Origin of the sequence: Nonomuraea sp. NPDC051191 (assembly GCF_044455665.1) — a bacterium.
Lineage (GTDB): Bacteria > Actinomycetota > Actinomycetes > Streptosporangiales > Streptosporangiaceae > Nonomuraea.
Genome location: NZ_JBITEZ010000017.1, coordinates 159,644 through 181,421 on the forward strand (window position 1 = coordinate 159,644; position 21,778 = coordinate 181,421).

Sequence of the window (21,778 nt, forward strand, 5' to 3'; positions counted from 1 at the left end):
GAGCAAATCAGAGCACGCCCCCCGCACGCGAACCCTTTTCCGGCCCTCACCCGCGCCCGTAGGTGTCCTCGGCCCGCCAGAAGTACCAGAGCCCGAGGGTCAGTCCGGCGACCGCCCAGAACACGCAGCTCAGCCAGACGATCGGGCGCGGGCTGTAGGTGTGGATCAGGATTCCGCGCATGACCTCGATGACGGAGGCGGCGGGGTTGAGGTACATGACGTCCGCCACCCACTGCGGCAGCCCGACCCCTCCGACCGGCTTGCCGGTGGCCGGGTCCGGATATCCCACGATCTTGTACTGGATCGAGAAGAAGACGCCGGAGGCGTACAGCCAGGTCCGCAGGACGAACGGCAGGAGCTGGTTCACGTCGCGCAGCGAGGCCCCCAGACGCGCCAGGGCCAGGCTCAGCCCCGTGTTGAACATCGTCTGCAGCAGCAGGACGACCGGGATCAGCAGCCAGTACCAGGTGGGGAACTCCCCCATGACGACCACCAGGATGAGCAGCACGCCCATGGAGACGGCCGACTGCCGCAGTTCCTGAAGGGTGTACGCCAGGGGCAGCGCGGCGCGGGGGAAGTGCAGGGCGCGGATGAGCGAGAGGTTCCCCGAGACGGACTTGGCCCCCGCGGAGGCCGACCGCTGGCTGTAGGTGAAGACGAACATGCCCGTGACGAGGAACGCCGGATAGTTCGCGATGTGCTCGTGCCCGCCCAGGACCAGGCCGAACATGACCCAGTAGATGCCGGCGTTCAGCAGCGGCGTCAGCACCTGCCAGAGTTGCCCGAGCGCGGAGGTGGAGTATTTCGAGACGGTGCGGGAGGTCGCGTACACCAGGACGAAGTGCCGCCGTTCCCATAATCGGCGCAGGTAGACGCGCATGTCCGGCCGGGCCACGGATCGCCGCAACCCGTGACGGGCCGCGAGAGCGGCCAGCGATTCCTGCTCGGGCGCGGACGACATGGGAGTCTCCTCACGGCCTGCTACGTCGCGGATTGCCAGGGAGTCTAAGTTCCGGGGCGGCGAGACGGGCATCCTCGCGCGCCTCCGAGAGACGCGGTTCCACCGGAGGGGGGCGGCGGCGCGCCGACGTCGAGTCAGGTGGCTCGTCCGTCGAGTCAGGTGGCTCGTCCGTCGAGTCAGGTGGCTTGTTCGTCGAGGAAGTCGACGACGCGGGCGTTGAGGTCGGCGGGCTCGTGCCACGGCATCGCGTGATGGGACAGGCGCGGCAGCACAGCGGTCCGCGCGCCCGGCAGCAGGCGGGCGGCGGCGGAGGCGACGCGGTGCGGGGAGTGCGCCTTGCCACGCCCGGCGACGAGCACGAGGGCCGGTGTGGTGAGCGCGCGCAACGATCCGGGCTCGGGGCGTTTCCCGGTGACGACCTTCGTGTCCGGGAACTCCGCGGCCAGGCCGTAGAGCCGCAGCCATGCGGGGTCGGCGGGCGCGCCGCCGGTCTCCCACGCCAGGAAGGCCCGCGCGCGCGTGGCCGTCGGCCGCAGCAGGGTGGGCAGCGCGCGGGCCAGGTATCCCGCCCGGAACCCGCCGAAGCACTGCGTCGGGTCGAGCAGGACGAGCCGCCCGACCCGCCGGGGGGCGTGGAGGGCGTACGTCAAGGCGATCCACCCGCCGTGGGAGTGTCCGCACACCGCGGCGCTGTCGATCCCGAGCCCGTCGAGCACCTCGTCCAGCCAGCCGAGCAGGTCGCGGACGTCACGAGGAGGGCGTTCGCCCCGGATGCTCCGCCCCGGCTCGCCGATGCGGTCCACGGCGTACACCCGATGGCGGCGGGCGAACGCGGCGACGTTGGCGAACCACATCGCCGCCGTGGTGCCGCCACCGTGCAGCAGGACCAGCGGCGGGCCGTCGGCGGGGCCGCACGCGTTCACCCGGGTCGTGCCGTACGCCGACGGCAGGTCGATCGTCTCGACCGGAACCGGCCAGCGTTCGAGGACCGCGTCGTAGGCGGAGAGGAAGTCGGACATGCCGCACCTTACTGAATAGCTTGCTCAGCAATAATCTCGCTGGGCGAGATAATGCCATACTGGTGGCATGACGATGCGGCCGGAGCATGCCGGGAACGTGGACGATCAGGACGCCGGGATGCGGCTGGTCCATCTGCTGCGCGCCGTCACCGTGGAACTCGACCGCATGGGCGAGCGGTTCGCCGCCGACAACGCCCTGCACCCGACCGACGTACGCGCCCTCATCTGCCTTCTCGACGCCGCCCGCACCGGCACCCCCGCCACCCCCGGAACGCTGGGCGCGCACCTCGGCCTCAACTCCGCGGGCACCACGGCGGTGGTGGACCGTCTGGAACGGCTCGGTCACGTCCGCCGGGAGCGCGACACCCAGGACCGGCGGCGGGTGCTGCTGAAGGTCGACGAGAGCGCCGTCACGCTGGGCTGGACCTTCTTCGGCCCGCTCATCCACGAGATCGTCACCCTCATGGGCCGGTACGACACCACGGAACAGGCCACCATCGAACGCTTCCTCAGCGACGTCCACAAGGCCGTCACCCAGGGTTAGGCCGGCGGCGCGGCGTCGCGATCAGATTGTGCTTCGGCGCCGTCATCGACGAGGTGCCGCTTGCCCAGTCGGCCTCACCTCCAGCGAGCCGGAGCTCGACGGGACGACCTTCCCCTGCCAGGACAAGGGCGTCCCAGGCTCAGGACGCTCATGTCTCGTAGACTGGATGCATGAGCGTGATGCGCGATGAACTTCATCACCTGGTGGACCGGCTGCCCGAAGAGAAGGTCGCGCCTCTGCTCCGTCTGGTCCGGGATCAGCTCGACGAGCAGCAGGCGGTGCGGGACCTGCCGTTCATCGGAATGCTCGAGGCGGAGCCGGATTTCGCGGAACGCGCCGAGAAGATCCTGCGGGCGGAGGACAATCACCCTTTGTGATCGTCCTTGACACAGGCCCGTTGGTCGCGGCGCTCAACAGCAAAGACAGGCACCATGAGGTGTGTGCACGCCTTCTGCGTACGCATCCGGGTCCGTTGCTCGTCCCGTCCACGGTGGTCACCGAGGTGTGTCAGCTGGTGGAGAGGCGGCAGGGCAGTGCAGCGGAGGCTTCGTTCTTGCGAACCTTCGGGGCAGGTCTGAACTTGGTCGATCTTACTGAGCAGGACCTTCGGCGTATGAGCAGGTTGGTCGCCGCCTATGCGAACCTGCCTCTGGGCGCGGTCGACGCCTCCGTCATAGCGATCGCCGAACGGCTCAACACTCCAGAGGTGGCCACGCTCGATCGCCGACACTTCACGGTGGTGCGCCCGCACCACACCCATTCGCTGCTCCTCCTGCCGGAAAGACTCTGAGAACGACTGCTTCGGGGGCGGCGGGACAGGCATGGCGTGCCCGGTCGGCCTCCGTCTGATCAGTTGCTCGGCGTGGGTGAGCGCGACTTGTCGAGCCTGCTCTCGGCCTGGAGGTTGCCGGCCAGTTCCGCCAGGGTCGCCCCGCAGCGGACGTTGGAGAGCCCGCTGTCACGGGACACGAGGGGGACGCGGAAGGCGACCCAGCCGCCGGTCACGTCGATGATCCGCCACCCGGGAAACCTGCCGGAAGGACGGGACCTTCCAACCTCGCCGCAGCCCGTTGCCAGGACGTGTCGAGGCCCCGCGAAACGTCCCTGGACGGCCTTGAAACGTCCCCGGCCGTTCGCGTCCACTTGATACGTGAACGAGCGCCTACGCACAGCGATGCTCCGTCATGGTGTGGCCCTGGAGGACCTGGCCGAGACCTGCGGCGTCGAGCCCAAGACAGTCGAACGCTGGATCAACACCGGCCGTGTTCCGCACCGGAGGCACAGGTGGGCGGCGGCGAAGCTGCTGACCGCCGACGAGACGTACCTGTGGCCCGGTGTGCTGGAAAGCAGCGGGGCTCGCCGCGGCAGGGCGAACCGGTCGGAACTCGTGGAGGTCTTTCCCGACCGTGCCAGCGTGCCTCGTGAGCTGTGGCTTCGGCTTCTCACCGACGCTCAGGAGCGGGTGGACGTCCTCGTCTTCTCAGGAACCTTCTACGCCCAGACGCAACCCAGGATCGCCCGACTGCTCACCGAGCTCGCACAGCGCGGGGTCGCGATCAGGCTGTGCTTCGGCGACCCCGACGCGCAGTCGGTGGAGACGCGAGATCGCGAGGAAGGGCTGAGCGGAACGCTGCCCGCCAAGATCCGCTCATCCTTGACCTACTACCGGACGCTGCCGGACCTCGATGGCTGCGAGATCCGTCTGCACGCGACCACTCTGTACGCCTCTCTGTTCCGCTACGACGACGACATCCTGGTCAACCCGCACGCGTACGGCGAACCAGCCTCCGCCAACCCGACCTTCCACTTCCATCGCCTCGACGGAGGGACGATGGCCGAGCACTACATGTCATCGTTCGAGCGAGTCTGGGCCGGAGCCGTTCCGTGGTCCGGCGCGGAAGTCTGAGGAGGCATTCCCCATGGGACGAGTCGAGTACTGGAACGCCCCGGACGCCCCGAAGGCGAACAGCCTGGTGCCGGCCTGCGGGACGGTGACCGTGGACGACGCCGGCCGCATCCTCATGCAGCGCCGGCGCGACACCGGCCAGTGGGCGTTGCCGATGGGCAAGATGGAGATCGGCGAGACCCCCTCACAGTGCGCCGTACGGGAGACGGAGGAGGAGACCGGCGTCCGCGTCGAGCCCACCGGCCTCCTCGGTGTCTATTCCGACCCGGGCCACATCGTGGCCTACACCGACGGAGAGGTCCGCCAGGAGTACGAGGTGATGCTGATCGCCCGCCCGGTCGGCGGCCGTCCGGAGGCCAACGACGAGGCGAGCGACGTGCGCTGGGTCGAGCCGGGCGAGCTGCACACGCTCGACATCCATCCGACCCAGTGGCGACAGCTCAACGACTATCTGCGGCAGAGGCATCCCCACGTCGATTGAGGTCGGCCGGCTACGACGACAGCGTCTTGTGATTCATTCCTGACGGATGGCGCAGGCGCCGGAGGTCGGCGGAGCGGGAGGCGATCCGGCGCGCGGCTCGTGATGGCTCGACGGCCGGATGGCGGGCGTACAACGTGCGCCGACGCCCGCCACCCCGACGTACTCGCCGCCCAACGCAAGGAACGCACCCGCATCCGCAGCGAGAGAGGCATCCGATGGGGCGGACGCCCCGTCTCCGCCGCAGCCTGATCGTACGCCCCTGGTGGAGAACGTCAAATGCTCGCACTACGGGCGATGCGGTACAGCACGTTCGGACGCAGTGGCCCTTCGGGCTCGGTGGGGTCGTCGAAGTCGTCGGCCGGGTCACGGGTCATGCCGATCCGGCGCATCACCGCCTGGGAACGAAGGTTGGTGGCCGTTGTGACAGCGAGGATCTCAGGAAGCTCAAGAACGTCGAAGCCGTGGGCCAGGACTGTCAGCGCAGCCTCGGTGGCGTAGCCCTGGCCCCAGGCCGAGCGGGCGAGCCGCCAGCCGATCTCCACTCCTGTGAACGTCATGTGGTCGTCCACTTCGTCCAAGCCTGCGAAGCCGATGAACTCGCCCGTGGCCTCCACCTCGACCGCCCACCACCCGTAGCCTCGCTGGTCGAACTCGGCCTGAAAGAGCGACACGGAGGCGTCGCTCTGTTCGCGGGTAAGCAGGTCGCCCAAGTGCTCCCGGACCTCGGGATCGGCGTTCATGGCCGCCCACGGTTCAAGGTCGGAGTCACGCCATCGGCGCAGGATGAGGCGCTCGGTACGCAGTTCAGCCATGCTGACCAGCCAACATGAGCCTTGGCCCCCAGGCAATCAATTTTCTTGCGTGACACCGCCTCCCAGAAACACGGGCCGCTCCTGGGGCGAAGGAAGCGGCCACCGATCCGGCGAACGTATGCGGTCAGACCACTGGCGCCGGCGGCGCCACGGCGCCGCCAGGCGCGGGGGTTGCGCCGCCAGGCGCCCCAAAGAGGACCGCCTGAGTCTCCAGGCGCGAAGCGCCCCCGACGGAGCCCATTGAGCCCAGAGGCGAAGCCCCCTTAGGTGAAGCTGTTCATTTGAGGGCTCCCGAGGTCAGGCCGGACTGGATCTGGCGCTGGAACACCGTGTACACGACCAGCATCGGCAGGATCGCCAGCGTCAGCGCGGCGAACAGCGCCGACCAGTCCTGGTCGTACCCCGCCGCCGTGGAGATGTCCGCGATCCCCTGAGTGAGCACCCATTTGTCCCGGTCCTGGAGCAACACCAGCGGAAGCTGGTACTGGTTCCACTGCCCCAGCACGTTGAAGATCGTGATGCTGATGATGCCCGGCCGCGCCATCGGCAACATGATCTGGAAGAACACGCGGGTGTGCGAGGCGCCGTCCACCATGGCCGCCTCCCCCACCGCCGTGGGCAGCGTACGGAAGAACGCGGTCAGGAAGAACACCGTGAACGGCATCGAGTACGCGATGTAGACCAGCACCAGCCCCGCGTGCGTGTTCAACCCGATGTACGGCCCCACCAGCGGCACCGCCCCCATGTTCTGCACGACGAAGAACAGCGGCGTCAGCTTCAGGTAGACCGGGAAGGCCAGCCCGGAGACGAACAGGAGGTAGATCGGCCGGTTGGCGCGGAAGGGGTAACGCGCCAGCACGTACGCGGCCATCGAGCCGAGCAGCATCGTCCCGGCCACGCTGAAGGTGACGACGACGACGCTGTTGAGCATGTACTGCCCGATGTGGGCCTGCTCCCAGGCGCGGGCGAAGTTGTCCCAGTTGAGCCTGGCCGGCAGCCCCCAGGCCTCGCCGAAGATCTCGTCCTCGCTCTTCACCGAGGCCAGGAAGGTCCACAGGATCGGCACCACGACGAGCACCGTCCACACCAGGAGCGCGACGTGGGACAGCACGGCCATCGGCCCGAGCCGCCGCCGGCGCTCCTGACGGGCCAGTTTGCGGGAGTTCGCCACCGTCCACGTGGTCGTCGTTGTCATCTAGTACTCGATTCGTTCGCGGCGGGACAGGCGCAGCGAGAGGATGGCGAAGCCGACGGTGAAGAAGAACATCATGACGCCCAGGGCCGAGGCGTAGCCGAAGCGGAAGTACTGGAAGGCGTTGCGGTAGATCTCGGCGGCCATGACGGTGGTCGACCAGTCGGGGCCGCCGTGCTGGTCGGTCATCACCCACACGATCGCGAACGCGTCGAGCGCCAGGATGCCGAGATAGACCCAGGCCACCTGGATCGTGTCCCAGAGCAGCGGCAGCGTGATGCGGAAGAACAGGCTGAACCGGCCGGCGCCGTCGATCTGCGCCGCCTCGAACATGTCGCGCGGGATGGAGGCCAGCCCGGCCGAGAACAGCACGACGTAGAAGCCGACCGCCTGCCAGACCAGCACGCCGAGCACCGACCAGAAGGCCACGCCGGGGTCCGACAGGAACCCGACGGGCTTGGCGCCGAGCGCGAGCAGCGGCCCGTTCAGCATGCCGCTGCCGTCGGGCCGGAACACCTGCTGGAACAGCACCCCGACCACGGCCACGGCCAGGACCTGCGGGAAGAAGAACACCACGCGGTAGAACTTCGAGCCCGCGATGCCGGACGAGCCCTTGCGCCCGCCCACATTGAGCAGGAAGGCGAAGAACAGCGCGATCACGATCGTGAGCAGCGGCAGCAGCACGAGCAGCATGGCGTTGTGGGTGACGGCCTTCCAGAAGACGCCGTCCTTGAACAGCCGGACGAAGTTGTCCAGCCCGATGAAGTCCGGCGTGGCCGTCACGCCGCGCCAGTCGGTCATCGAGATCCGGAACGCCTGGATCAGCGGCGAGATGACGTAGACGAGGTAGAGGATCACCGGGGCTGCCAGGAACGCGGTGATGAACAGCCCGCGGCGATACCTGTTGAACAACATCAGCGCTTGTACTTCTTGATCGAGGAGTCGTTCTTGATCTCGTCGGCCTTCTTCTGCATGCGCTCCAGGTACTTCTCCGGCGTCAGGCCGCCGGACATCAGCTCGCCGGTGGCGGCGATGCCCTCGTCCTTGAGCTGGCCGTACCAGGTGTACCAGCGGTAGTAGACGGTGTTGGCGCCCGCGTCGGCGACGGCCTTGGAGGCGCTGGTGACGCCGGGCGAGATCGTACGGCCCTCGGTCGCGCCCTTGACCGCCGTCACCGTCTTGACCATCTCGCTGAAGTCGCCGGCCGCCTTCTTCGACAACATGCCGCGCAGGTACTCGATGCCGCCCTGCGGGTTGGCGCTCTTGGCCGAGACCATGAAGTTCTCGCCGGGCTGGGTGTGCAGGGTGCCGTACGGCATCTTGTCGGAGCCGGTGACGTCGGGGATCGGGAACATGCCGTACTCGAAGTCGGGCGGCGTGGTGCTCTTCTGCTCGTTCTCCAGCCACGACCCGGACGGCAGCATGGCCACCTTGTACTTGTTCTGGGCCGTCTGGGTCTGCACGTGGTCGAGGCCGGTCGTGCCCTCCATGAGGTACTTGGCGCCCACCTCGGCCCAGGCCGTGGCGGCGGTCTTCATGGCCTCGGTGGTCCAGGCGCCGTCCTCCAGGTTGTCGATGTTGACCAGCACCTCGTTGCCGCCGATCTTGGCAGCCATGGTCAGCAGCGGCTCGTACAGGTACTGCGGGAACTTGCCCGCGTACGTGAAGGGCGCCATCTTGCCGGACTTCTTGATCGTCTCGCAGAGCTTGGTGAACTCGTCCCAGGTCTTGGGGATCTCCCAGCCGTTCTCCCTGAACACCTTCTGTGAGTACCAGATGCCGTGGATGTAGTTCACGTAACCCAGCACGCTGAACTTGCCGTCGTAGGTGCCGATCTCGATGACCGACGGGTCGATGGTGTCCCTGACCTTGACGGCGGGGTCGTCCCAGCTCGGCGCGTCGAGCAGCGCGGTGAGGTCCTGGAGCTGGCCGTCCTGGGAGAGGGCGCCGAAGTCCATGAAGTTGGCGCCGGAGTTGTCGATCACCTCCGGCGGGTTGCCGCCGGCGAAGCGCGGCTGGAGGACCTTGGTGATCTCCTTGGTCGCGTTGTGCTTGATCTCGCTCTTCGGATATTTCGTCGTGAACAGCGGCTCGTGGATGGTCTTGGCGTAGTCCTGGCCGAAGCCGCCGTCGAAGATCCACACCTCCAGCGGCTTGCCGTCCGCGACGCCGAACGGGTTGGCCGCGCTGGTCGCCACCGGGGCCGACGAGGCGGTGGCGGTGGGCTTGGCGGCGGGGGTGGCACAGGCGGCCAGCGCCCCGGCGACGGGGACGAGAGCCGCGCCGCGCAGGAGTTCACGACGGCTGATATGGGGGGTGTCAGGCATTGATGGCTCCTAGATTTTCATGATCCTCGTCGTATGCGCCCTGCGTATCGGCTCTCCAGGGCCGAGTTGTGCTCGTCGCCGCCGGTCACGTTGACCGACAGGTAGATGGGTGGCCGCTCGCCCAGGGCGACGAGCTCCTCCACCGCCTCGGTGACCACCATCTGCGCGAGCAGCGCCGAGGTGAGCGTGGAGACCGCGCCGAACGTGCCGCCGTCCGGCAGGTCGAGGATGGCGTCCCCGTACGGGGAGCCGTTGTCGAGCACGACGTCGGCCAGGTCCATGAGCTTGACGCCCGAGGGATGGCGCGAGGTCATGCGCGTGCTGTGCGCGACCGAGGTGATCGCGACGAGCGGGTGGCCGCGCTCCTTGACCAGCGTGGCCAGTTCCACGACCGTGCCGTTCACCCCGGAGCTGGAGACCAGGACGAACACGTCCTGCGGCTCGACGGGGGCCAGGTCGTAGATCTCGTGGGCGACGGCCGGGTCGCGTTCCAGCTCGGGGGTGAGCACGCTCGGGGGACGGCCGCCGTACAGGACGAGGTCGCGCGGGGAGAGGCGGTTGCTGGGCACCAGGCCGCCGGCCCGTCCGGCGATCTCCATGGCGATGGCCTCGGAGTGCCCCGACCCGAACGCGTTGACCACCCCGCCGGCGCGCAGCGCGGCGACGATCAGGGCGGCGGCCCGGCGCACCGGCTCGGCCTGGCTCTCGGCGACCCGTCCGGCGAGGGCGAGGGCCGTGGACGCGTAGCTCATTCAGCTCCTCTCCACACGGTGGCTCTCCACCGCGCTGATCGTCAGCTCGAACGCCTCGTTGGTGCGTTCGTAGGTGCGTTGCGCGACCGCCACGTAGACGGCGTCGAGCACGAAGAGCTGGGAGTGCACGGCCGCCAGCCCGCCCAGCCTGAACGTGGTCTCCCTGCTGGCCGTCGTCAGCACCAGGTCGGCCAGCTCGGCCAGCGGCGAGCGGGCGAAGGACGTGACGGCGACCGTGGTCGCGCCGTGGCTGCCCGCCTCGGCCAGCGCCTCCATGACCTCGCGGGTACGGCCCCGGTGGCTGATGCCGATGGCGACGTCGTCCGCGCCGAGCAGGGCCGCCTCCGACAGCGCCACGTGCGCGTCGCCCGCGCTCCAGCAGGGGATGGCGATGCGGCGCAGCCTGCCTTCGAGCATGGTGGCGACGTTCCCGCTGGTGGAGACGCCGATCAGGAGCACCCGGCGAGCCCTGACGACGGCGTCGGCGACCTGGGCGACCACCGAGAGGTCGAGCTGGGCGGCGGTGTCCTGGATGAGCCTGGCGTCGGCGGCGGCCATCACCTCGATGGCCGAGTCGAGCGGGTCGTCGGGGCCGATCTCGTGCCCGACGCCCGCGCCCCAGCCGGCCTGCGCGGCCCTGCCGGTCTCGGTGGCGAGCGCGACGCGCAGCTCGGCGTAGCCGGAGAAGCCGAAGGCCCGGCAGAACCTCGTCACGGTGGCGGGCGAGCTGCCCGCCCGCTCGGCCAGCGCGATGATGGTCGACCGCGCGGCCTCGGCGGGATCGCCGAGTATCACCTCGCCGACCCGGCGCAACGCCTCCGGCAGACCGGGCAGTTCCGTTTCGACGCGCCCGAGCGCTCCTGAAGTCACGAATATTCCTTCCGAATACCCGGTCTTCTGGCGAAAATTATTCTTGCTTCCCGGTCACGTCAACCCCCAGAATTTGACCGTGACCAAATCGCTGGTGGTCGGTGTCGACGCGGGAGCCACCTCGACGCGCGTCTCCGTCCACACCCTCGACGGCACCCGGGTCGGCTACGCGCGGGCGGGCGCCGGCAACCCTTCGGCGCACGGCCTGGACAAGGCGGTGGCGGCGATCGGCACGGCCCTCGGGCAGGCATTGGGGTCGCACGACGGCGGCCTGGTCGTGGCCTCGCTGGCCGGGGTCGCGGGCCAGGTCGACACGCTGGTCCCCGAGCTGGCCCGGGTGTGGGCCGCCCACGGCATCGAGGCGGGCCCGCTGATCGAGCGCGACGTGGCGGTGGCCTACGTCGCCGGCACCGCCGAGCCCGACGGCTCGCTGCTGCTGTCGGGCACGGGTGCGGTCGCGGCCAGGATCACCGGCCACCGCATCGACACGATCGCCGACGGGCTCGGCTGGCTGCTGGGCGACGAGGGCTCGGGCTTCTGGATCGGCCGCGCCGCCGCCAAGGCCGTGGTCTCCGCCCTCGACCAGGGTGCGACGGCCCAGCCGGGAAGCCTGGTCGCGCTCGTCGTGGAGCACTTCCTGGGCGAGGAGCGTCCGGGGTCGCCGCGGGCGGTCGCCGACCGGCTCGTACGGCTGGCGCAGGCCGACCACATGCGGCTGGCCGCCCTGTCCGCCCTGGTCAGCCGGGCGGCCGAGGCCGGTGACCCGATGGCGTTCAAGGTCGCCGAGGAGGCCGCCGACCGCCTGGTGGCCACCCTGCGCCGGGTGCACGTCTCGGGGGACGTCGTGCTCGCGGGCAGCGTGCTGACCAGCGAGGGGCCGGTCCGCCGGGCCGTGCTGGCGCGGCTGTCCGGCGAGCGGGTGGCGACGGCGCGCGACGCGGCCGGCGCGGCGGCCTGGCTGGCGGCCCGCGGCGTGCTGCCCGGTGACGACGGCAGGGCTTCGCACGCCGCGTTCACGCTCACTCCCTGACGTTCAACGCGTGAGAAGAGCCGCGCTGCCGTAGCTGCCGCCGAATCCGGTCACCAGGGCGGTCTCGCGGCCGGCGCGCAGCTCCCGCACCGCCTGGGCCACGTTGTTGAGCCCGTGCACGTAGCCCTCGGAGAGCAGGCCGCCGTGCGGGTTCACCCAGGCGTGCCGCCGTTCCAGCAGGTACGCCCCCAGGTCCCCGCGCGCCGCCAGCCCGAAGTCCTCCAGCTGCCGGGGCACCAGCCAGGAGTAGGCGTCGTAGAGCAGCGCTGCCTCGACGTCCGGGGGACGCATGCCGGACGCCTCCCACAGCAGGGGCGCGACGTGGGAGGAGAAGACGGCCGTCACGTCCGGCGAGCGGTCCATGGAGGAGCAGCCCGGCCCGCCCCCGCGGACGACCGCCCGGATGCGCGGCCCGTCCAGGACGCCGCTCACCAGCAGCGCGCACGCGCCGTCGGTCTCCAGGCAGCAGTCGGCGGTGCGCAGCGGCGTGCAGACGTACGGTTTGGCCAGGTAGGCGGCCAGGTCGAGGGGCTCGCGGCGCAGGGCGCGCGGGTTGCCCGCGGCGTTGCGCCTGGACTGGGCGACCACGGCGTGCAGGTGCTCGGCGGTGAGGCCGGTGTCGTGCAGGTAGCGGGTCGCGGCCATGGCGAACAGCGGGACCGGTCCGGCCAGGCCGTAGGTGTGGCGTTCCAGGGGGCCGGTGGAGGCGGTGTTCATGCGCGTGCCGGACCGTCCGTTGAGCGCCCGGAAGACCAGGACGTTCCGGGCCAGGCCGGCATGGATGATCATGGCCGCGTCCCCCAGCACGGACGCCGCCTGCGTCCCGCCGCCGGCGATGTCGTTGTGCCAGCGCAGCCGCTCGATGCCCAGCGCGCGGGCGACCTGGACGACCGGCGCGGAGTCGTTCAGGTGGTAGCTGAGCAGCCCGTCGACCTCACCCGGCGTGATCCCGGCGTCCGCGCAGGCGGCCCGGCACGCCTCGGCGGCCAGCTCCAGTTCGCCGCGCCCCGACCGCCTGGTCAGCGTGGTCATCCCGATCCCGGCCACGGCCGCGCACCCGGCGAAGGACTGCATCCCGCTCCCTCCGGCTCGGCGATCACGATAACACAGCTAGCCAAGCGCTTGCTCGGCAACCTCGCTGCCGGGTTTCCGGACGGCCGCAACGGCGACGCCTGCCGTCCCAAGGCATTCGTCGCAAGACCGGACGAGGTCCCGACCAGCGTGAAAGCACATGCCGTGACTGGACGTCTTCACGCGGGCTGCCCCGTCTTGTAATACGGAGAGGTGATCAGCCGATAGCCCATCATCATCACCCCGAGGTGAGAGATGGATCTGCGCTACGTCAGGTACACGATGGCGATCGCGCGCGCCGGCAGCCTGCGCCGCGCCGCGACCGCGCTGCACATCGCCCAGCCCACGCTGTCGGAGCAGCTCAGGGCGCTGGAGAAGGAGATAGGCGTCGAGCTGTTCAGCCGCTCGTCCAGCGGCGTCCGGCTCACCGAGGCGGGCGAGGCGTTCCTGGCCCAGGCCACGGTCGCGCTCGACGCCTACGAACGGGCCGTGGCCGCCGCCCGGAGCAGGGGCCGCACCACCCGGCTGGGCGTGGCCGACGGGCTGGCCGACGTGGCCGCCCGGCTGCTCGCACAGCTCCAGAACGTGCCGGTGCGGATCGCGCCGATGAGCACGGCCGAGCAGATGGTCTCCATCGCCGACGGCACGCTCCAGGCCGGCCTGGGTTACGCCCCCGGCTCGCTGCCCAGGGGCGTGGCGCGCATGCTCGTCCACCGCTTCCCCGTACGCGCGCTGCTCCCCCGCGACCATCCGCTCGCCGGGCGGGAGGCGCTGTCGCTCGCGGACCTGGCCTCCGAACCGCTGATCATGCCGGAGTCAGACGCGGTCGCCGGGGCCCGGCGGTTCCTGGAGGGGTTCGTCCGGCACCGGCTGCATCCCCGGCTGGGCCCGGCCGCCGCCACCCATGACCTGGTGGTCGACATGGTGGGCGCGGGGGCCGGTTACAGCCTGTGCGTCCACGAGGGCAGCACCGTGCCCGACACGGTGGTGTTCGTCCCCGTCAAGGAGGACGTGCCACCGCTGGAGGCGGTCTTCCTGTGGAACCGGCAGGCCGACGTCCACGAGGTGGTGAGCGCGGCCCGCCACGTCGCCCGATCTGGATAGCGCTATTATCTATCGATGCGCATCTCAGAACTGAGCGCCCGATCCGGTGTCGCCATCCCCACGATCAAGTACTACCTCCGTGAGGGCATGCTGCACCAGGGCGAGCAGACCGCCGCGACCCGCGCCGAGTACGACGAGTCCCACCTGCGCAGGCTCCGCCTGATCCGGGCCCTCCTGGAGGTGGGCAGGCTCCCCGTGGCCGCCATCAAGCAGGTCATCGCCGCCGTCGAGGACGAGACGCTGCCCATGCACCACATGCTGGGGATCGCGCATTGGGCGCTCGGCCCGACCGTCGAGCCCGAGCAGGGCGAGGAGTGGCGGACCGCCAGGGCCGAGGTCGACCGGCTGCTCGACGAACTCGGCTGGACCGTCGCCGACGACGCCCCCACCCGCGACGAGCTGGCCCAGACGCTGGTCCGCATGCGCCAGCTCGGCCTGCATGTCGATTTCGCGCCGTACGTCGAGGCCGCCAGGAAGCTGGTGACCGAGGTCGAGATGGCCACCATCCCCTTCGACGGGCCGCGCGACGCCGCCGTGGAGGCCCTGGTGCTGGGCACCGTCCTGTACGGCAAGGCGTTCGACACGCTGCGCCGCATGGCCCAGGAGTCGGAGTCGGCCCACCGGGTGGGGCTCCGCTGACGGTCAGAGCACGCCGTTCCCGCGCAGGACCTGGATGGCCCGTACGGTGGCCGCGCCCCGCCATTCGAGCACGCCGGCGGGCGAGATCGGCGCGTAGTCCACGACCCAGCCGCCGTCGTCCTGCTGCGACCCGGCCAGCCGGTCGAGGTCGGCGGCGATCACCTCGGGCGCGAACAGCTCGCGCGCGGGCCGCCCCGGGAACGGCGCGAAGTCGAGGGGGTTCAGCCGCTCCTCCGCGGTGCCGCCCTCCACGGGCACCCGCCCGTCGTCGGGCAGGTACGCCGCCAGCCGCTTGAGCAGCCCGGCCGCCTCGGGCCGCGTCCCGTGGACGGCGTCGAGGAAGTGCACGGCGAAGGAGAGCACGTAGGCGTGCGGCCGGTCCTCCAGCGCCTGGATCGCGTCGAGGCAGTAGCGGGTTGCCCGCTCCAGCCACGGGTGCGCGGCCACGGCCGGGTCGTGGGCGGCCACGGCGTGGGCCGCCGCCGCCGAGACGGCGGTGATCTGCAACGACGAGGTGGCGTGGTCCGCGCCCGCCCACCAGGGCGCGGTGCCCTCGGGCAGGGTGAGCGGGAGCGCGAACGGCAGCCCGCCGTCGGGCATCGTCACCGACTCCAGCCAGTCGCACAGCGCGACGGCCTGCGGCGCGGTGGCGGGGCCGATCTCCTCGAACACCTCGAAGGCGTGCAGCGCCGTGCCCGGCTGGCTCTCCGGCGAGCGCAGGTCGGGCTCCAGGCCCCAGCCGTAGCCGCCGTCGGGGTTGCGGTAGGCGTCGAGGGCGTCGAGCACGGCGGCCGGGCCGGTCTCCCCCATGAGCAGATGGAAGCGGCGCCGGTCCAGGAGCCTTGCGTGCGTGGCCATGAAGCCGGCGACCGCCGTGAGGTTCACGTTCATGAGGCCATCGTGCCCGCCGGGCGGCCCCGGGTCTTGTACGAACCGGACGCGTCAGCCGGTGCCGCCCACCGGCCGTTTCAGCAGCCACGACGCGGCCCGCTGGAGCATCGTCCGGTGGATCTCGTTGTCGTAGGACCTGGTGTCGTGGCCCAGCGCGTCGTAGACCACCCGGCCGCGGCGCACCGGACGCGCCCACACGAGCGGCTGGCCGTGGGAGGAGGCCAGGGGCCGCACGTCCGGCAGCACGTCGAGGTCGCTGTAGACCTCGTCCACCAGGTCGAAGTCGCGCAGGCCGGCCACGATCGGGTGGGCGGCGCCGTGCACCCGCACGCCGGTCCAGCCCAGCGGCGGATGGTGGGACTTGGGCCAGTTCCAGCAGCCGCCGAGCACCCGCGGCCAGCCCTGCCAGTCGTCGAAGCAGACCGCGGCCGTGTGCATGCACAGCAGCCCGCCGCCCCGGTCGAGGTGGTCGAGGAGCGTGGTGCGGGCCTGGGTGGGCAACGCGAAACGCCATTCGCCGCGCAGGCCGGCGAAGCGCTCCTGGCCCATCTGCCAGCGCAGCGCGTTGACGGTGATGAGCTGCACCTCCGGCGGCTCGCTCAGCGCGCCCGCGATGTCCTCGGTGATCTCCGACTCGACGCCGACCTCGCCCAGCACGTCGGCGAGCACGGCCGACGTGGCGGCGAAGTCGTGGAAGAGCCCTCCTGACAGGATCAGATTTCTCGCCACGCCTCCAGCCCATCACGCCCGGCCGGGCTTGGCCACCCTCCGGCGACCCCCGCCAGGCCACCCTGCCCGATGACAGGGCATGATGCCGGACGTGGACTTCGAGGAACACCGCCCGATGCTGCTGGGCCTGGCCTACCGCCTGCTCGGCAGCATGTGGGACGCCGAGGACGTCGTGCAGGAGGCCTGGCTGCGATGGGAGGGCACCGACAGGAGCCAGATCAGGGAGCCGCGCGCGTTCCTGCTGACCGTGGTCTCGCGGCTGGCCCTCGACCAGCTCCGCTCGGCCCGGGTGCGGCGGGAGGCGTACACGGGGCCGTGGCTGCCCGAGCCGGTCGCGACCGGCCAGGCGGGGCCGCTGGACACGGCCGAGCTGCGTGACACCGTCTCGTTCGCGACCCTGCACCTGATGGAGAGGCTGTCGCCGCCGGAGCGGGCGGTGTTCGTGCTCAGGGAGGCGTTCGAGCTGCCGTACGACCAGATCGCCGAGATCGTCGGCTCGTCGGTGGCCAACGCCCGGCAGATGCACCACCGCGCCTCGGTCCGGGTGTCGGAGGGCCGCGACCGGTTCACGCCGACGAACGAGGACCACGCCAGGCTGCTGACGAAGTTCATGGAGGCGGCCGGCGGCGGCGACCTCGACGCGCTGACCGAGCTGCTGCACGAGGACGTCGTCATGTGGAACGACGGCGGCGGCAAGGTCAGGGCGGCCCTGCGGCCGATCCTGGGCCGGCGCAAGGTGAGCGGCTTCATCGGCGGCCTGATGGCCCGCTACGACTTCAGCCGCGCGCGTCTCGTCGAGGCCAACGGCCGGCCCGCCCTGTGGACGCACGTGGCGGGGAACGACCAGCTCATCGCCCTGGACGTGCGCGACGGCCGCATCCATGGGCTCTACGGCATGCTCAACCCGGACAAGCTGACCCGGGTGCGGCCGAGCTGATCGGCCCGTCACTATAGTCGCCCTATGGATCTCGGCATCTCGGGCAAGGTCGCCCTGGTCACCGGCGGCAGCGCGGGCATCGGCCTGGCCGCCGCCAAGAGCCTGGCCCGCGAGGGCTGCGACGTGTGCGTCAGCGCGCGCAACCCCGAACGGCTCGCGGACGCGGTGGTGGAGCTGCAGCAGTTCGGCGGCGTGGTGCACGCCGTGCTGGCCGACGTGGAGGACCCGGCGGCGGCTCAGCGCGTGGCCCAGGAGACGCGCGACGTGCTCGGCCCGGTCGACATCCTGGTGGCCAACGCGGGCGGCCCGCCCACCGGCCGCTCCGACGAGGTCGACCTCCAGGACTGGGACGTCGCCGTGCAGCGCAACCTGCTCGGCACCGTCCGGCTGATCCAGGCGGTGCTGCCCGAGATGCGCTCGCGCGGCTGGGGCCGGATCGTCACCGTCACCAGCTCCTCCGTCCGCGAGGCGATCGACGGGCTGGCGCTGTCCAACGCCATGCGCCCGGCCGTCGCCGGGATCGTCCGCACGCTGGCCCGCGAGGTGGGCGGCGACGGCGTGCTGGTCAACAACGTGCTGCCGGGGGCCATCGACACCGAGCGCCTGCGCGGCACGTCGGGCGGCGACGACGAGGTCGAGGCGCGCGGCCGGGCCGTGCCGGTCGGGCGCGTCGGGCAGGCCGACGAGGTCGGGGACGTGATCGCGTTCCTGGCCAGCGAGCGGGCCTCGTACGTGAACGGCGTCTCGATGCTGGTCGACGGCGGCGCCGGCCGGGTCATCGCCTGAGCAGGGTGGCGACGACGCCGGCCGCCCACTCCTCGTCCTTGTCGGCCGGCTCGACGAGGTAGGACAGGTTGGCCCGGTGGAAGCAGGCGCCCATCAGCAGGGAGGCCGCCGCGCCGGGGTCGAGGCCGGGGTCGGCGCGGCCGGCGGCCCGCTCGGCCTCAAGGATCTCGGCCAGCGACCGGATCGGCAGGTGGGGGCCGGTGTTCGTGGTGGCGAGCATGTGCCTGAACCGGCCCAGCAGCGAGGGGTCGGCCAGCATGCCGGAGGCGATGGTGGCGGCCTCGGTGTAGAACTCCAGCGCCGCCAGGGCGAACCGGGTGAGGTTGGCCGTCAGGTCGCCCTCCCCCGCGCTCAGCCGCAGCCGGGCCAGGGCGGGGGCGAGCGCGGGCAGCCGTTCGAGCAGGACCGCGAGGAAGATCTGCTCCTTGCCGGCGAAGTGCTTGTAGAGCAGGGCCTCGGAGCAGCCGGCCGCCTGGGCGATGCGCCTGGTCGTCGCGCCCGAGATGCCGAACTCCCGAATGGCCTGCTCGGCGGCGTCGAGGATGCGCTCGCGGGTGCTCATCCGCCCATGATATGAGCGAGTGCTCACCAACCTACGCGTGCATGACATCCTTCCCTTAGGGACCATTGGGGAGAAGGTAGGGGAATGGACAAGCCGGTCATCGTGACGGTTGACGACGACCCGGGGGTGTCGCGGGCGGTGGCCCGTGACCTCAGGCGCCGGTACGGCCATGAGTACAGGATTGTCCGCGCCGAGGCTGCCCAGGACGGCATCGAGGCGGTCAAGGAGATGCGGCTGCGCGGCGACGAGGTGGCGGCGATCCTGGCCGACTACCGGATGCCGCAGATGAACGGCGTGCAGTTCCTTGAGGCCGCCATGGACATGTATCCGTACGCGCGCCGGGTGTTGCTGACCGCCTATGCCGACACCGACGCCGCGATCCAGGCGATCAACGTGGTCGACCTCGACCATTACCTGCTCAAGCCGTGGGACCCGCCGGAGGAGAAGTTCTACCCGGTGATCGACGGCCAGCTCGACGCCTGGATGCGGACCGACCGGACGGCGCGTCCGGAGCTGCGTGTGGTGGGCGACCGGTGGTCGGCGCGCTCGTACCAGGTGCGCGACTTCCTGGCCCGCAACCATGTGCCGTACCAGTGGATGCTGGCCGAGGACCCGGAGGGCGCGCAGCTGGTGAAGGCCGCCGGCGAGGGTTGCCACCTGCCGCTGGTCGTCACCGAGGACGGCACCACGCTGGAGTCCCCCGACCAGGCCGCGCTGGCCACCGCCGTCGGGCTGTCCACCACCCCGGCCACCGACTTCTACGACCTGATCGTGATCGGCGGCGGGCCCGCGGGCCTGGGCGCGGCGGTCTACGGCGCGTCGGAGGGGCTGAACACGGTCCTGGTCGAGGCGCACGCCTCGGGCGGCCAGGCGGGCCAGAGCTCCAGGATCGAGAACTACCTCGGCTTCCCCGACGGCGTGTCCGGGCAGCAGCTCGCCGACCGGGCCCGCAGGCAGGCGCTGAAGTTTGGGGCCGAGCTGCTGAGCGCGCGCAAGGTCACCCATCTGGAGCCGCGCGGGCAGGCGCGGGTGATCGGCTTCAAGGACGGCGGGGAGATCGCCGCCCACGCGGTGATCCTGGCCACCGGCGTCACCTACCGGCGGCTGGAGGCGCCCGGCCTGGACGAGTTCGTCGGCAGGGGCGTCTTCTACGGCGCCGCGCTGACCGAGGCGCCCGCGTGCAAGGACATCGAGGTCTACATCGTCGGCGCGGCCAACTCGGCCGGGCAGGCGGCCGTCTACCTGGCGGGATTCGCGAGCAAGGTCCATTTGTTGGTGAGGAGTGATGGTTTGGAGAAATCCATGTCCCACTACCTCATCGAGCAGATCAACGCGATCGACAACATCGAGGTCAGCCTCCTGACAGAGGTCGTCGGTGGCGCCGGTGACGACCACCTCGAACGGCTCACGCTGTCGACCAAGGGCGAGGAGCGCACGGTCGACGCCCAGTACCTGTTCGTGTTCATCGGGGCCGAGCCTTACACGTCGTGGCTGGGCGAGACGGTCGAGCGGGACGCCAAGGGGTTCGTGCTCACCGGTCCCGACCTGGTGCAGGGCGGCCGGCGTCCGCGCAACTGGACGCTGCGCCGCGAGCCCTACTACCTGGAGACCAACGTGCCGGGCGTGTTCGCCGCGGGCGACGTACGGGCCGAGTCGATCAAGAGGGTGGCCTCCGCCGTCGGTGAGGGCGCGATGGCCGTCGCGCTGGTGCATCGTTATCTGGAGAAGCAATGACCGACACCGTCGACATCGACGAACTGCGCAAACTCTTCCTGTTCGAGCGGCTGACCGACGAGCAGCTCGCCAAGCTGGCCGCCAGCGGCCGGGTGCGCTCGTACGCCCAGGACGAGGACATCGTCCGGCAGGGCGAGCCGGCCGAGTGCTTCGCCGTGCTGCTGGAGGGCGAGGTGCAGATGATCAACGAGACGGTCAGCGCCGGGACCGTCGCCATGCCGCGCGCCTCCCAGCCCGGCGTCTACGGTGGCGCCACGTCGGCGTACCTGGGCGACCGGGCGCCGGAGACGTACCAGCACACGCTGCGCGCGACCGCGCCCTCGCGGATCTTCCTGCTGCCGGCCAAGAAGTTCGCCTACATCGTGGCCGAGTGGTTCCCGATGGCGATGCACCTGCTCGACGGCATGATGTCGGGCGGGCGCATGCAGCGGGAGATCATCGACCGGCGGCAGCGGCTGACCGCGCTCGGCACGATCACCGCCGGGCTCACGCACGAGCTGAACAACCCGGCGGCGGCGGCCGTGCGCGCGGTGAGCGAGCTGCGTTCGCTGATCAAGGCCTCCCGCATCCAGCTCGCCCAGCTCGCCGAGGACGGCATCCCGCCGGAGAAGCTGCGCACCCTGATCGAGGCCCAGGAGGCGTGCACGAGCAACCTCGGCAACCAGCCGCAACGCTCCCCCCTGGAGATCTCCGACGCTGAGGACGAACTGAGCGAGGCCCTGGAGGACGTCGGCGTCCAGGACGCGTGGGAGCTGGCCCCCGCGCTGGTCAACGCCGGTTTCACCGCCGACTACCTGCAGAAGATCCGCGGCAAGGTGGGCGAGGAGCACACCCCGGCCGCCCTCCACTGGCTGGCCGAGGCCATCGAGATCTCCCAGATGCTGAACGAGGTCACCGAGGCCACCGAGCGCATCACCTCGCTGATCCGCTCGGCCAAGCAGTACTCGCAGATGGACCGGGCGCCGTTCCAGATGATCGACGTGCACGACCTGCTCGACAGCACGATCGCCATCTTCCGCGGCAAGGTCCCGCCGGGCGTCAGCGTGGTCACCGACTACGACCGCACGCTGCCGCTCATCCCCTGCTACGCCGGCGAGCTGAACCAGGTGTGGACGAACCTGATCCACAACGCGCTCGACGCCATGGGCGAGGAGGGCACGCTGACCGTCCGCACGGCCCACGACGAGGACGAGGCGATCGTCGAGATCGGCGACACCGGCCCCGGCGTGCCCGACGCGATCAAGGACCGGATCTTCGAGCCGTTCTTCACCACCAAGAGCGTGGGCGAGGGCACCGGGCTCGGGCTGGACATCTCCTACCGGATCGTGGCAGGACGGCACGGCGGCGAGATCAAGGTGCGCTCGGTGCCGGGCGAGACGTGGTTCGAGGTGCGCCTCCCGCTGCGCGAGCCGGTCGCGCAGCAGTGAGCCT

Annotated in this window: 25 protein-coding genes; 12 read left to right on the plus strand and 13 right to left on the minus strand. The window is 70.6% G+C overall.

What is annotated here, in order from left to right; all coding sequences use genetic code 11:
* Positions 1-46: 46 nt before the first annotated feature.
* Positions 47-961, minus strand: a complete 915-nt coding sequence (locus tag ACIA8R_RS41310) for an ABC transporter permease (protein WP_397042981.1) — start codon at positions 959-961, stop codon at positions 47-49.
* 176 nt (positions 962-1,137) lie between these two features.
* Positions 1,138-1,980, minus strand: a complete 843-nt coding sequence (locus ACIA8R_RS41315; protein ID WP_397042983.1) for an alpha/beta fold hydrolase — start codon at positions 1,978-1,980, stop codon at positions 1,138-1,140.
* Positions 1,981-2,047: 67 nt separating this feature from the next.
* On the opposite strand from ACIA8R_RS41315, the gene ACIA8R_RS41320 reads away from it, so the two are divergent.
* The 3 genes from ACIA8R_RS41320 (at position 2,048) to ACIA8R_RS41330 (ending at position 3,314) form a co-directional block, all read left to right on the plus strand.
* Positions 2,048-2,524, plus strand: coding sequence for a MarR family transcriptional regulator (locus ACIA8R_RS41320; RefSeq protein WP_357694499.1), 477 nt, complete (start codon positions 2,048-2,050; stop codon positions 2,522-2,524).
* Positions 2,525-2,694: 170 nt separating this feature from the next.
* Positions 2,695-2,901, plus strand: a complete 207-nt coding sequence (locus ACIA8R_RS41325; RefSeq protein WP_397042985.1) for a hypothetical protein — start codon at positions 2,695-2,697, stop codon at positions 2,899-2,901.
* A complete protein-coding gene (locus ACIA8R_RS41330; protein ID WP_397042987.1) occupies positions 2,898-3,314 on the plus strand; it encodes a type II toxin-antitoxin system VapC family toxin in 417 nt (138 codons plus the stop codon). Before ACIA8R_RS41325 ends, ACIA8R_RS41330 begins: the two co-directional genes overlap by 4 nt.
* Positions 3,315-3,373: 59 nt before the next feature.
* Here the strand turns inward: ACIA8R_RS41330 and ACIA8R_RS41335 are convergent, their stop codons facing one another.
* The gene (locus tag ACIA8R_RS41335) at positions 3,374-3,529 is read right to left on the minus strand and encodes a hypothetical protein (protein ID WP_397042989.1); all 156 of its coding nucleotides are present in this window, start codon (positions 3,527-3,529) and stop codon (positions 3,374-3,376) included.
* Between the two features lie 184 nt (positions 3,530-3,713).
* Between ACIA8R_RS41335 and ACIA8R_RS41340 the strand changes: the two genes are divergently transcribed.
* Together ACIA8R_RS41340 and ACIA8R_RS41345 are read left to right on the plus strand one after the other, a co-directional pair.
* Positions 3,714-4,430, plus strand: a complete 717-nt coding sequence (locus ACIA8R_RS41340; RefSeq protein WP_397042991.1) for an XRE family transcriptional regulator — start codon at positions 3,714-3,716, stop codon at positions 4,428-4,430.
* A gap of 13 nt (positions 4,431-4,443) precedes the next feature.
* Complete coding sequence (locus tag ACIA8R_RS41345) at positions 4,444-4,911, plus strand: NUDIX domain-containing protein (protein ID WP_125647161.1); 468 nt, start codon at positions 4,444-4,446, stop codon at positions 4,909-4,911.
* Between the two features lie 272 nt (positions 4,912-5,183).
* Here the strand turns inward: ACIA8R_RS41345 and ACIA8R_RS41350 are convergent, their stop codons facing one another.
* The 6 genes from ACIA8R_RS41350 to ACIA8R_RS41375 form a co-directional block, all read right to left on the minus strand.
* Positions 5,184-5,723 carry a GNAT family N-acetyltransferase gene (locus tag ACIA8R_RS41350; RefSeq protein ID WP_397042992.1) on the minus strand — a complete coding sequence of 180 codons (540 nt, stop codon included), beginning with the start codon at positions 5,721-5,723 and terminating at the stop codon, positions 5,184-5,186.
* Between the two features lie 277 nt (positions 5,724-6,000).
* Positions 6,001-6,918 carry a carbohydrate ABC transporter permease gene (locus ACIA8R_RS41355; protein ID WP_364093945.1) on the minus strand — a complete coding sequence of 306 codons (918 nt, stop codon included), beginning with the start codon at positions 6,916-6,918 and terminating at the stop codon, positions 6,001-6,003.
* Complete coding sequence (locus tag ACIA8R_RS41360; protein WP_364093942.1) at positions 6,919-7,830, minus strand: sugar ABC transporter permease; 912 nt, start codon at positions 7,828-7,830, stop codon at positions 6,919-6,921. It abuts the gene before it with no gap.
* A complete protein-coding gene (ngcE, locus tag ACIA8R_RS41365) occupies positions 7,830-9,242 on the minus strand; it encodes an N-acetylglucosamine/diacetylchitobiose ABC transporter substrate-binding protein (protein WP_364093939.1) in 1,413 nt (470 codons plus the stop codon). Before ngcE ends, ACIA8R_RS41360 begins: the two co-directional genes overlap by 1 nt.
* A 17-nt stretch (positions 9,243-9,259) precedes the next feature.
* On the minus strand, positions 9,260-9,994 hold the full coding sequence (locus ACIA8R_RS41370; RefSeq protein ID WP_397042995.1) for a sugar isomerase domain-containing protein: 735 nt from the start codon (positions 9,992-9,994) through the stop codon (positions 9,260-9,262).
* A complete protein-coding gene (locus ACIA8R_RS41375) occupies positions 9,995-10,864 on the minus strand; it encodes a MurR/RpiR family transcriptional regulator (RefSeq protein WP_357694514.1) in 870 nt (289 codons plus the stop codon).
* A gap of 79 nt (positions 10,865-10,943) precedes the next feature.
* Here ACIA8R_RS41375 and ACIA8R_RS41380 point away from each other — a divergent pair, with 79 nt between their 5' ends.
* Positions 10,944-11,894, plus strand: a complete 951-nt coding sequence (locus ACIA8R_RS41380) for a BadF/BadG/BcrA/BcrD ATPase family protein (protein WP_357694516.1) — start codon at positions 10,944-10,946, stop codon at positions 11,892-11,894.
* Between the two features lie 3 nt (positions 11,895-11,897).
* On the opposite strand, the gene ACIA8R_RS41385 is transcribed toward ACIA8R_RS41380, so the two are convergent.
* Positions 11,898-12,968, minus strand: a complete 1,071-nt coding sequence (locus tag ACIA8R_RS41385; RefSeq protein ID WP_364093932.1) for a thiolase C-terminal domain-containing protein — start codon at positions 12,966-12,968, stop codon at positions 11,898-11,900.
* 252 nt (positions 12,969-13,220) lie between these two features.
* Between ACIA8R_RS41385 and ACIA8R_RS41390 the strand changes: the two genes are divergently transcribed.
* Complete coding sequence (locus ACIA8R_RS41390) at positions 13,221-14,069, plus strand: LysR family transcriptional regulator (protein ID WP_364093929.1); 849 nt, start codon at positions 13,221-13,223, stop codon at positions 14,067-14,069.
* Positions 14,070-14,084: 15 nt separating this feature from the next.
* The gene (locus tag ACIA8R_RS41395; protein ID WP_364093926.1) at positions 14,085-14,708 is read left to right on the plus strand and encodes a MerR family transcriptional regulator; all 624 of its coding nucleotides are present in this window, start codon (positions 14,085-14,087) and stop codon (positions 14,706-14,708) included.
* 3 nt (positions 14,709-14,711) lie between these two features.
* Here the strand turns inward: ACIA8R_RS41395 and ACIA8R_RS41400 are convergent, their stop codons facing one another.
* Positions 14,712-15,599, minus strand: coding sequence for a hypothetical protein (locus ACIA8R_RS41400; RefSeq protein ID WP_397042998.1), 888 nt, complete (start codon positions 15,597-15,599; stop codon positions 14,712-14,714).
* Positions 15,600-15,650: 51 nt separating this feature from the next.
* Complete coding sequence (locus tag ACIA8R_RS41405; protein WP_357694526.1) at positions 15,651-16,328, minus strand: ThuA domain-containing protein; 678 nt, start codon at positions 16,326-16,328, stop codon at positions 15,651-15,653.
* Positions 16,329-16,410: 82 nt separating this feature from the next.
* On the opposite strand from ACIA8R_RS41405, the gene ACIA8R_RS41410 reads away from it, so the two are divergent.
* Both ACIA8R_RS41410 and ACIA8R_RS41415 read left to right on the plus strand, forming a co-directional pair.
* Positions 16,411-17,265, plus strand: a complete 855-nt coding sequence (locus ACIA8R_RS41410) for an RNA polymerase sigma-70 factor (protein ID WP_397043066.1) — start codon at positions 16,411-16,413, stop codon at positions 17,263-17,265.
* A gap of 24 nt (positions 17,266-17,289) precedes the next feature.
* On the plus strand, positions 17,290-18,051 hold the full coding sequence (locus ACIA8R_RS41415) for an SDR family oxidoreductase (protein WP_357694528.1): 762 nt from the start codon (positions 17,290-17,292) through the stop codon (positions 18,049-18,051).
* Here the strand turns inward: ACIA8R_RS41415 and ACIA8R_RS41420 are convergent.
* Positions 18,041-18,613, minus strand: a complete 573-nt coding sequence (locus ACIA8R_RS41420) for a TetR/AcrR family transcriptional regulator (protein ID WP_397043001.1) — start codon at positions 18,611-18,613, stop codon at positions 18,041-18,043. The genes ACIA8R_RS41415 and ACIA8R_RS41420 overlap by 11 nt on opposite strands.
* 84 nt (positions 18,614-18,697) lie before the next feature.
* On the opposite strand from ACIA8R_RS41420, the gene ACIA8R_RS41425 reads away from it, so the two are divergent.
* Both ACIA8R_RS41425 and ACIA8R_RS41430 read left to right on the plus strand, forming a co-directional pair.
* Positions 18,698-20,347: an FAD-dependent oxidoreductase gene (locus ACIA8R_RS41425; protein WP_357694532.1), complete on the plus strand. Its 1,650-nt coding sequence runs from the start codon at positions 18,698-18,700 to the stop codon at positions 20,345-20,347.
* Entirely contained in the window at positions 20,344-21,774 is a 1,431-nt protein-coding gene (locus ACIA8R_RS41430) for an ATP-binding protein (protein ID WP_397043003.1), read from the plus strand. The genes ACIA8R_RS41425 and ACIA8R_RS41430 overlap by 4 nt, the downstream gene beginning before the upstream one ends.
* Positions 21,775-21,778: the final 4 nt, after the last annotated feature.

What these genes read in the sequence shown, in the direction of transcription:
- ACIA8R_RS41415 (WP_357694528.1), top strand. Translation starts at nt 17,290, where the DNA reads ATGGATCTCGGCATCTCGGGCAAGGTCGCCCTGGTCACCGGCGGCAGC.
- ACIA8R_RS41400 (WP_397042998.1), bottom strand. Translation starts at nt 15,599, where the DNA reads ATGAACGTGAACCTCACGGCGGTCGCCGGCTTCATGGCCACGCACGCA.
- ACIA8R_RS41425 (WP_357694532.1), top strand. Translation starts at nt 18,698, where the DNA reads ATGGACAAGCCGGTCATCGTGACGGTTGACGACGACCCGGGGGTGTCG.
- ACIA8R_RS41320 (WP_357694499.1), top strand. Translation starts at nt 2,048, where the DNA reads ATGACGATGCGGCCGGAGCATGCCGGGAACGTGGACGATCAGGACGCC.
- ACIA8R_RS41385 (WP_364093932.1), bottom strand. Translation starts at nt 12,968, where the DNA reads ATGCAGTCCTTCGCCGGGTGCGCGGCCGTGGCCGGGATCGGGATGACC.
- ACIA8R_RS41315 (WP_397042983.1), bottom strand. Translation starts at nt 1,980, where the DNA reads ATGTCCGACTTCCTCTCCGCCTACGACGCGGTCCTCGAACGCTGGCCG.
- ACIA8R_RS41310 (WP_397042981.1), bottom strand. Translation starts at nt 961, where the DNA reads ATGTCGTCCGCGCCCGAGCAGGAATCGCTGGCCGCTCTCGCGGCCCGT.
- ACIA8R_RS41350 (WP_397042992.1), bottom strand. Translation starts at nt 5,723, where the DNA reads ATGGCTGAACTGCGTACCGAGCGCCTCATCCTGCGCCGATGGCGTGAC.
- ACIA8R_RS41410 (WP_397043066.1), top strand. Translation starts at nt 16,411, where the DNA reads ATGCCGGACGTGGACTTCGAGGAACACCGCCCGATGCTGCTGGGCCTG.
- ACIA8R_RS41325 (WP_397042985.1), top strand. Translation starts at nt 2,695, where the DNA reads ATGAGCGTGATGCGCGATGAACTTCATCACCTGGTGGACCGGCTGCCC.
- ACIA8R_RS41430 (WP_397043003.1), top strand. Translation starts at nt 20,344, where the DNA reads ATGACCGACACCGTCGACATCGACGAACTGCGCAAACTCTTCCTGTTC.
- ACIA8R_RS41370 (WP_397042995.1), bottom strand. Translation starts at nt 9,994, where the DNA reads ATGAGCTACGCGTCCACGGCCCTCGCCCTCGCCGGACGGGTCGCCGAG.
- ngcE (WP_364093939.1), bottom strand. Translation starts at nt 9,242, where the DNA reads ATGCCTGACACCCCCCATATCAGCCGTCGTGAACTCCTGCGCGGCGCG.
- ACIA8R_RS41390 (WP_364093929.1), top strand. Translation starts at nt 13,221, where the DNA reads ATGGATCTGCGCTACGTCAGGTACACGATGGCGATCGCGCGCGCCGGC.
- ACIA8R_RS41360 (WP_364093942.1), bottom strand. Translation starts at nt 7,830, where the DNA reads ATGTTGTTCAACAGGTATCGCCGCGGGCTGTTCATCACCGCGTTCCTG.
- ACIA8R_RS41420 (WP_397043001.1), bottom strand. Translation starts at nt 18,613, where the DNA reads ATGAGCACCCGCGAGCGCATCCTCGACGCCGCCGAGCAGGCCATTCGG.
- ACIA8R_RS41345 (WP_125647161.1), top strand. Translation starts at nt 4,444, where the DNA reads ATGGGACGAGTCGAGTACTGGAACGCCCCGGACGCCCCGAAGGCGAAC.
- ACIA8R_RS41355 (WP_364093945.1), bottom strand. Translation starts at nt 6,918, where the DNA reads ATGACAACGACGACCACGTGGACGGTGGCGAACTCCCGCAAACTGGCC.
- ACIA8R_RS41395 (WP_364093926.1), top strand. Translation starts at nt 14,085, where the DNA reads ATGCGCATCTCAGAACTGAGCGCCCGATCCGGTGTCGCCATCCCCACG.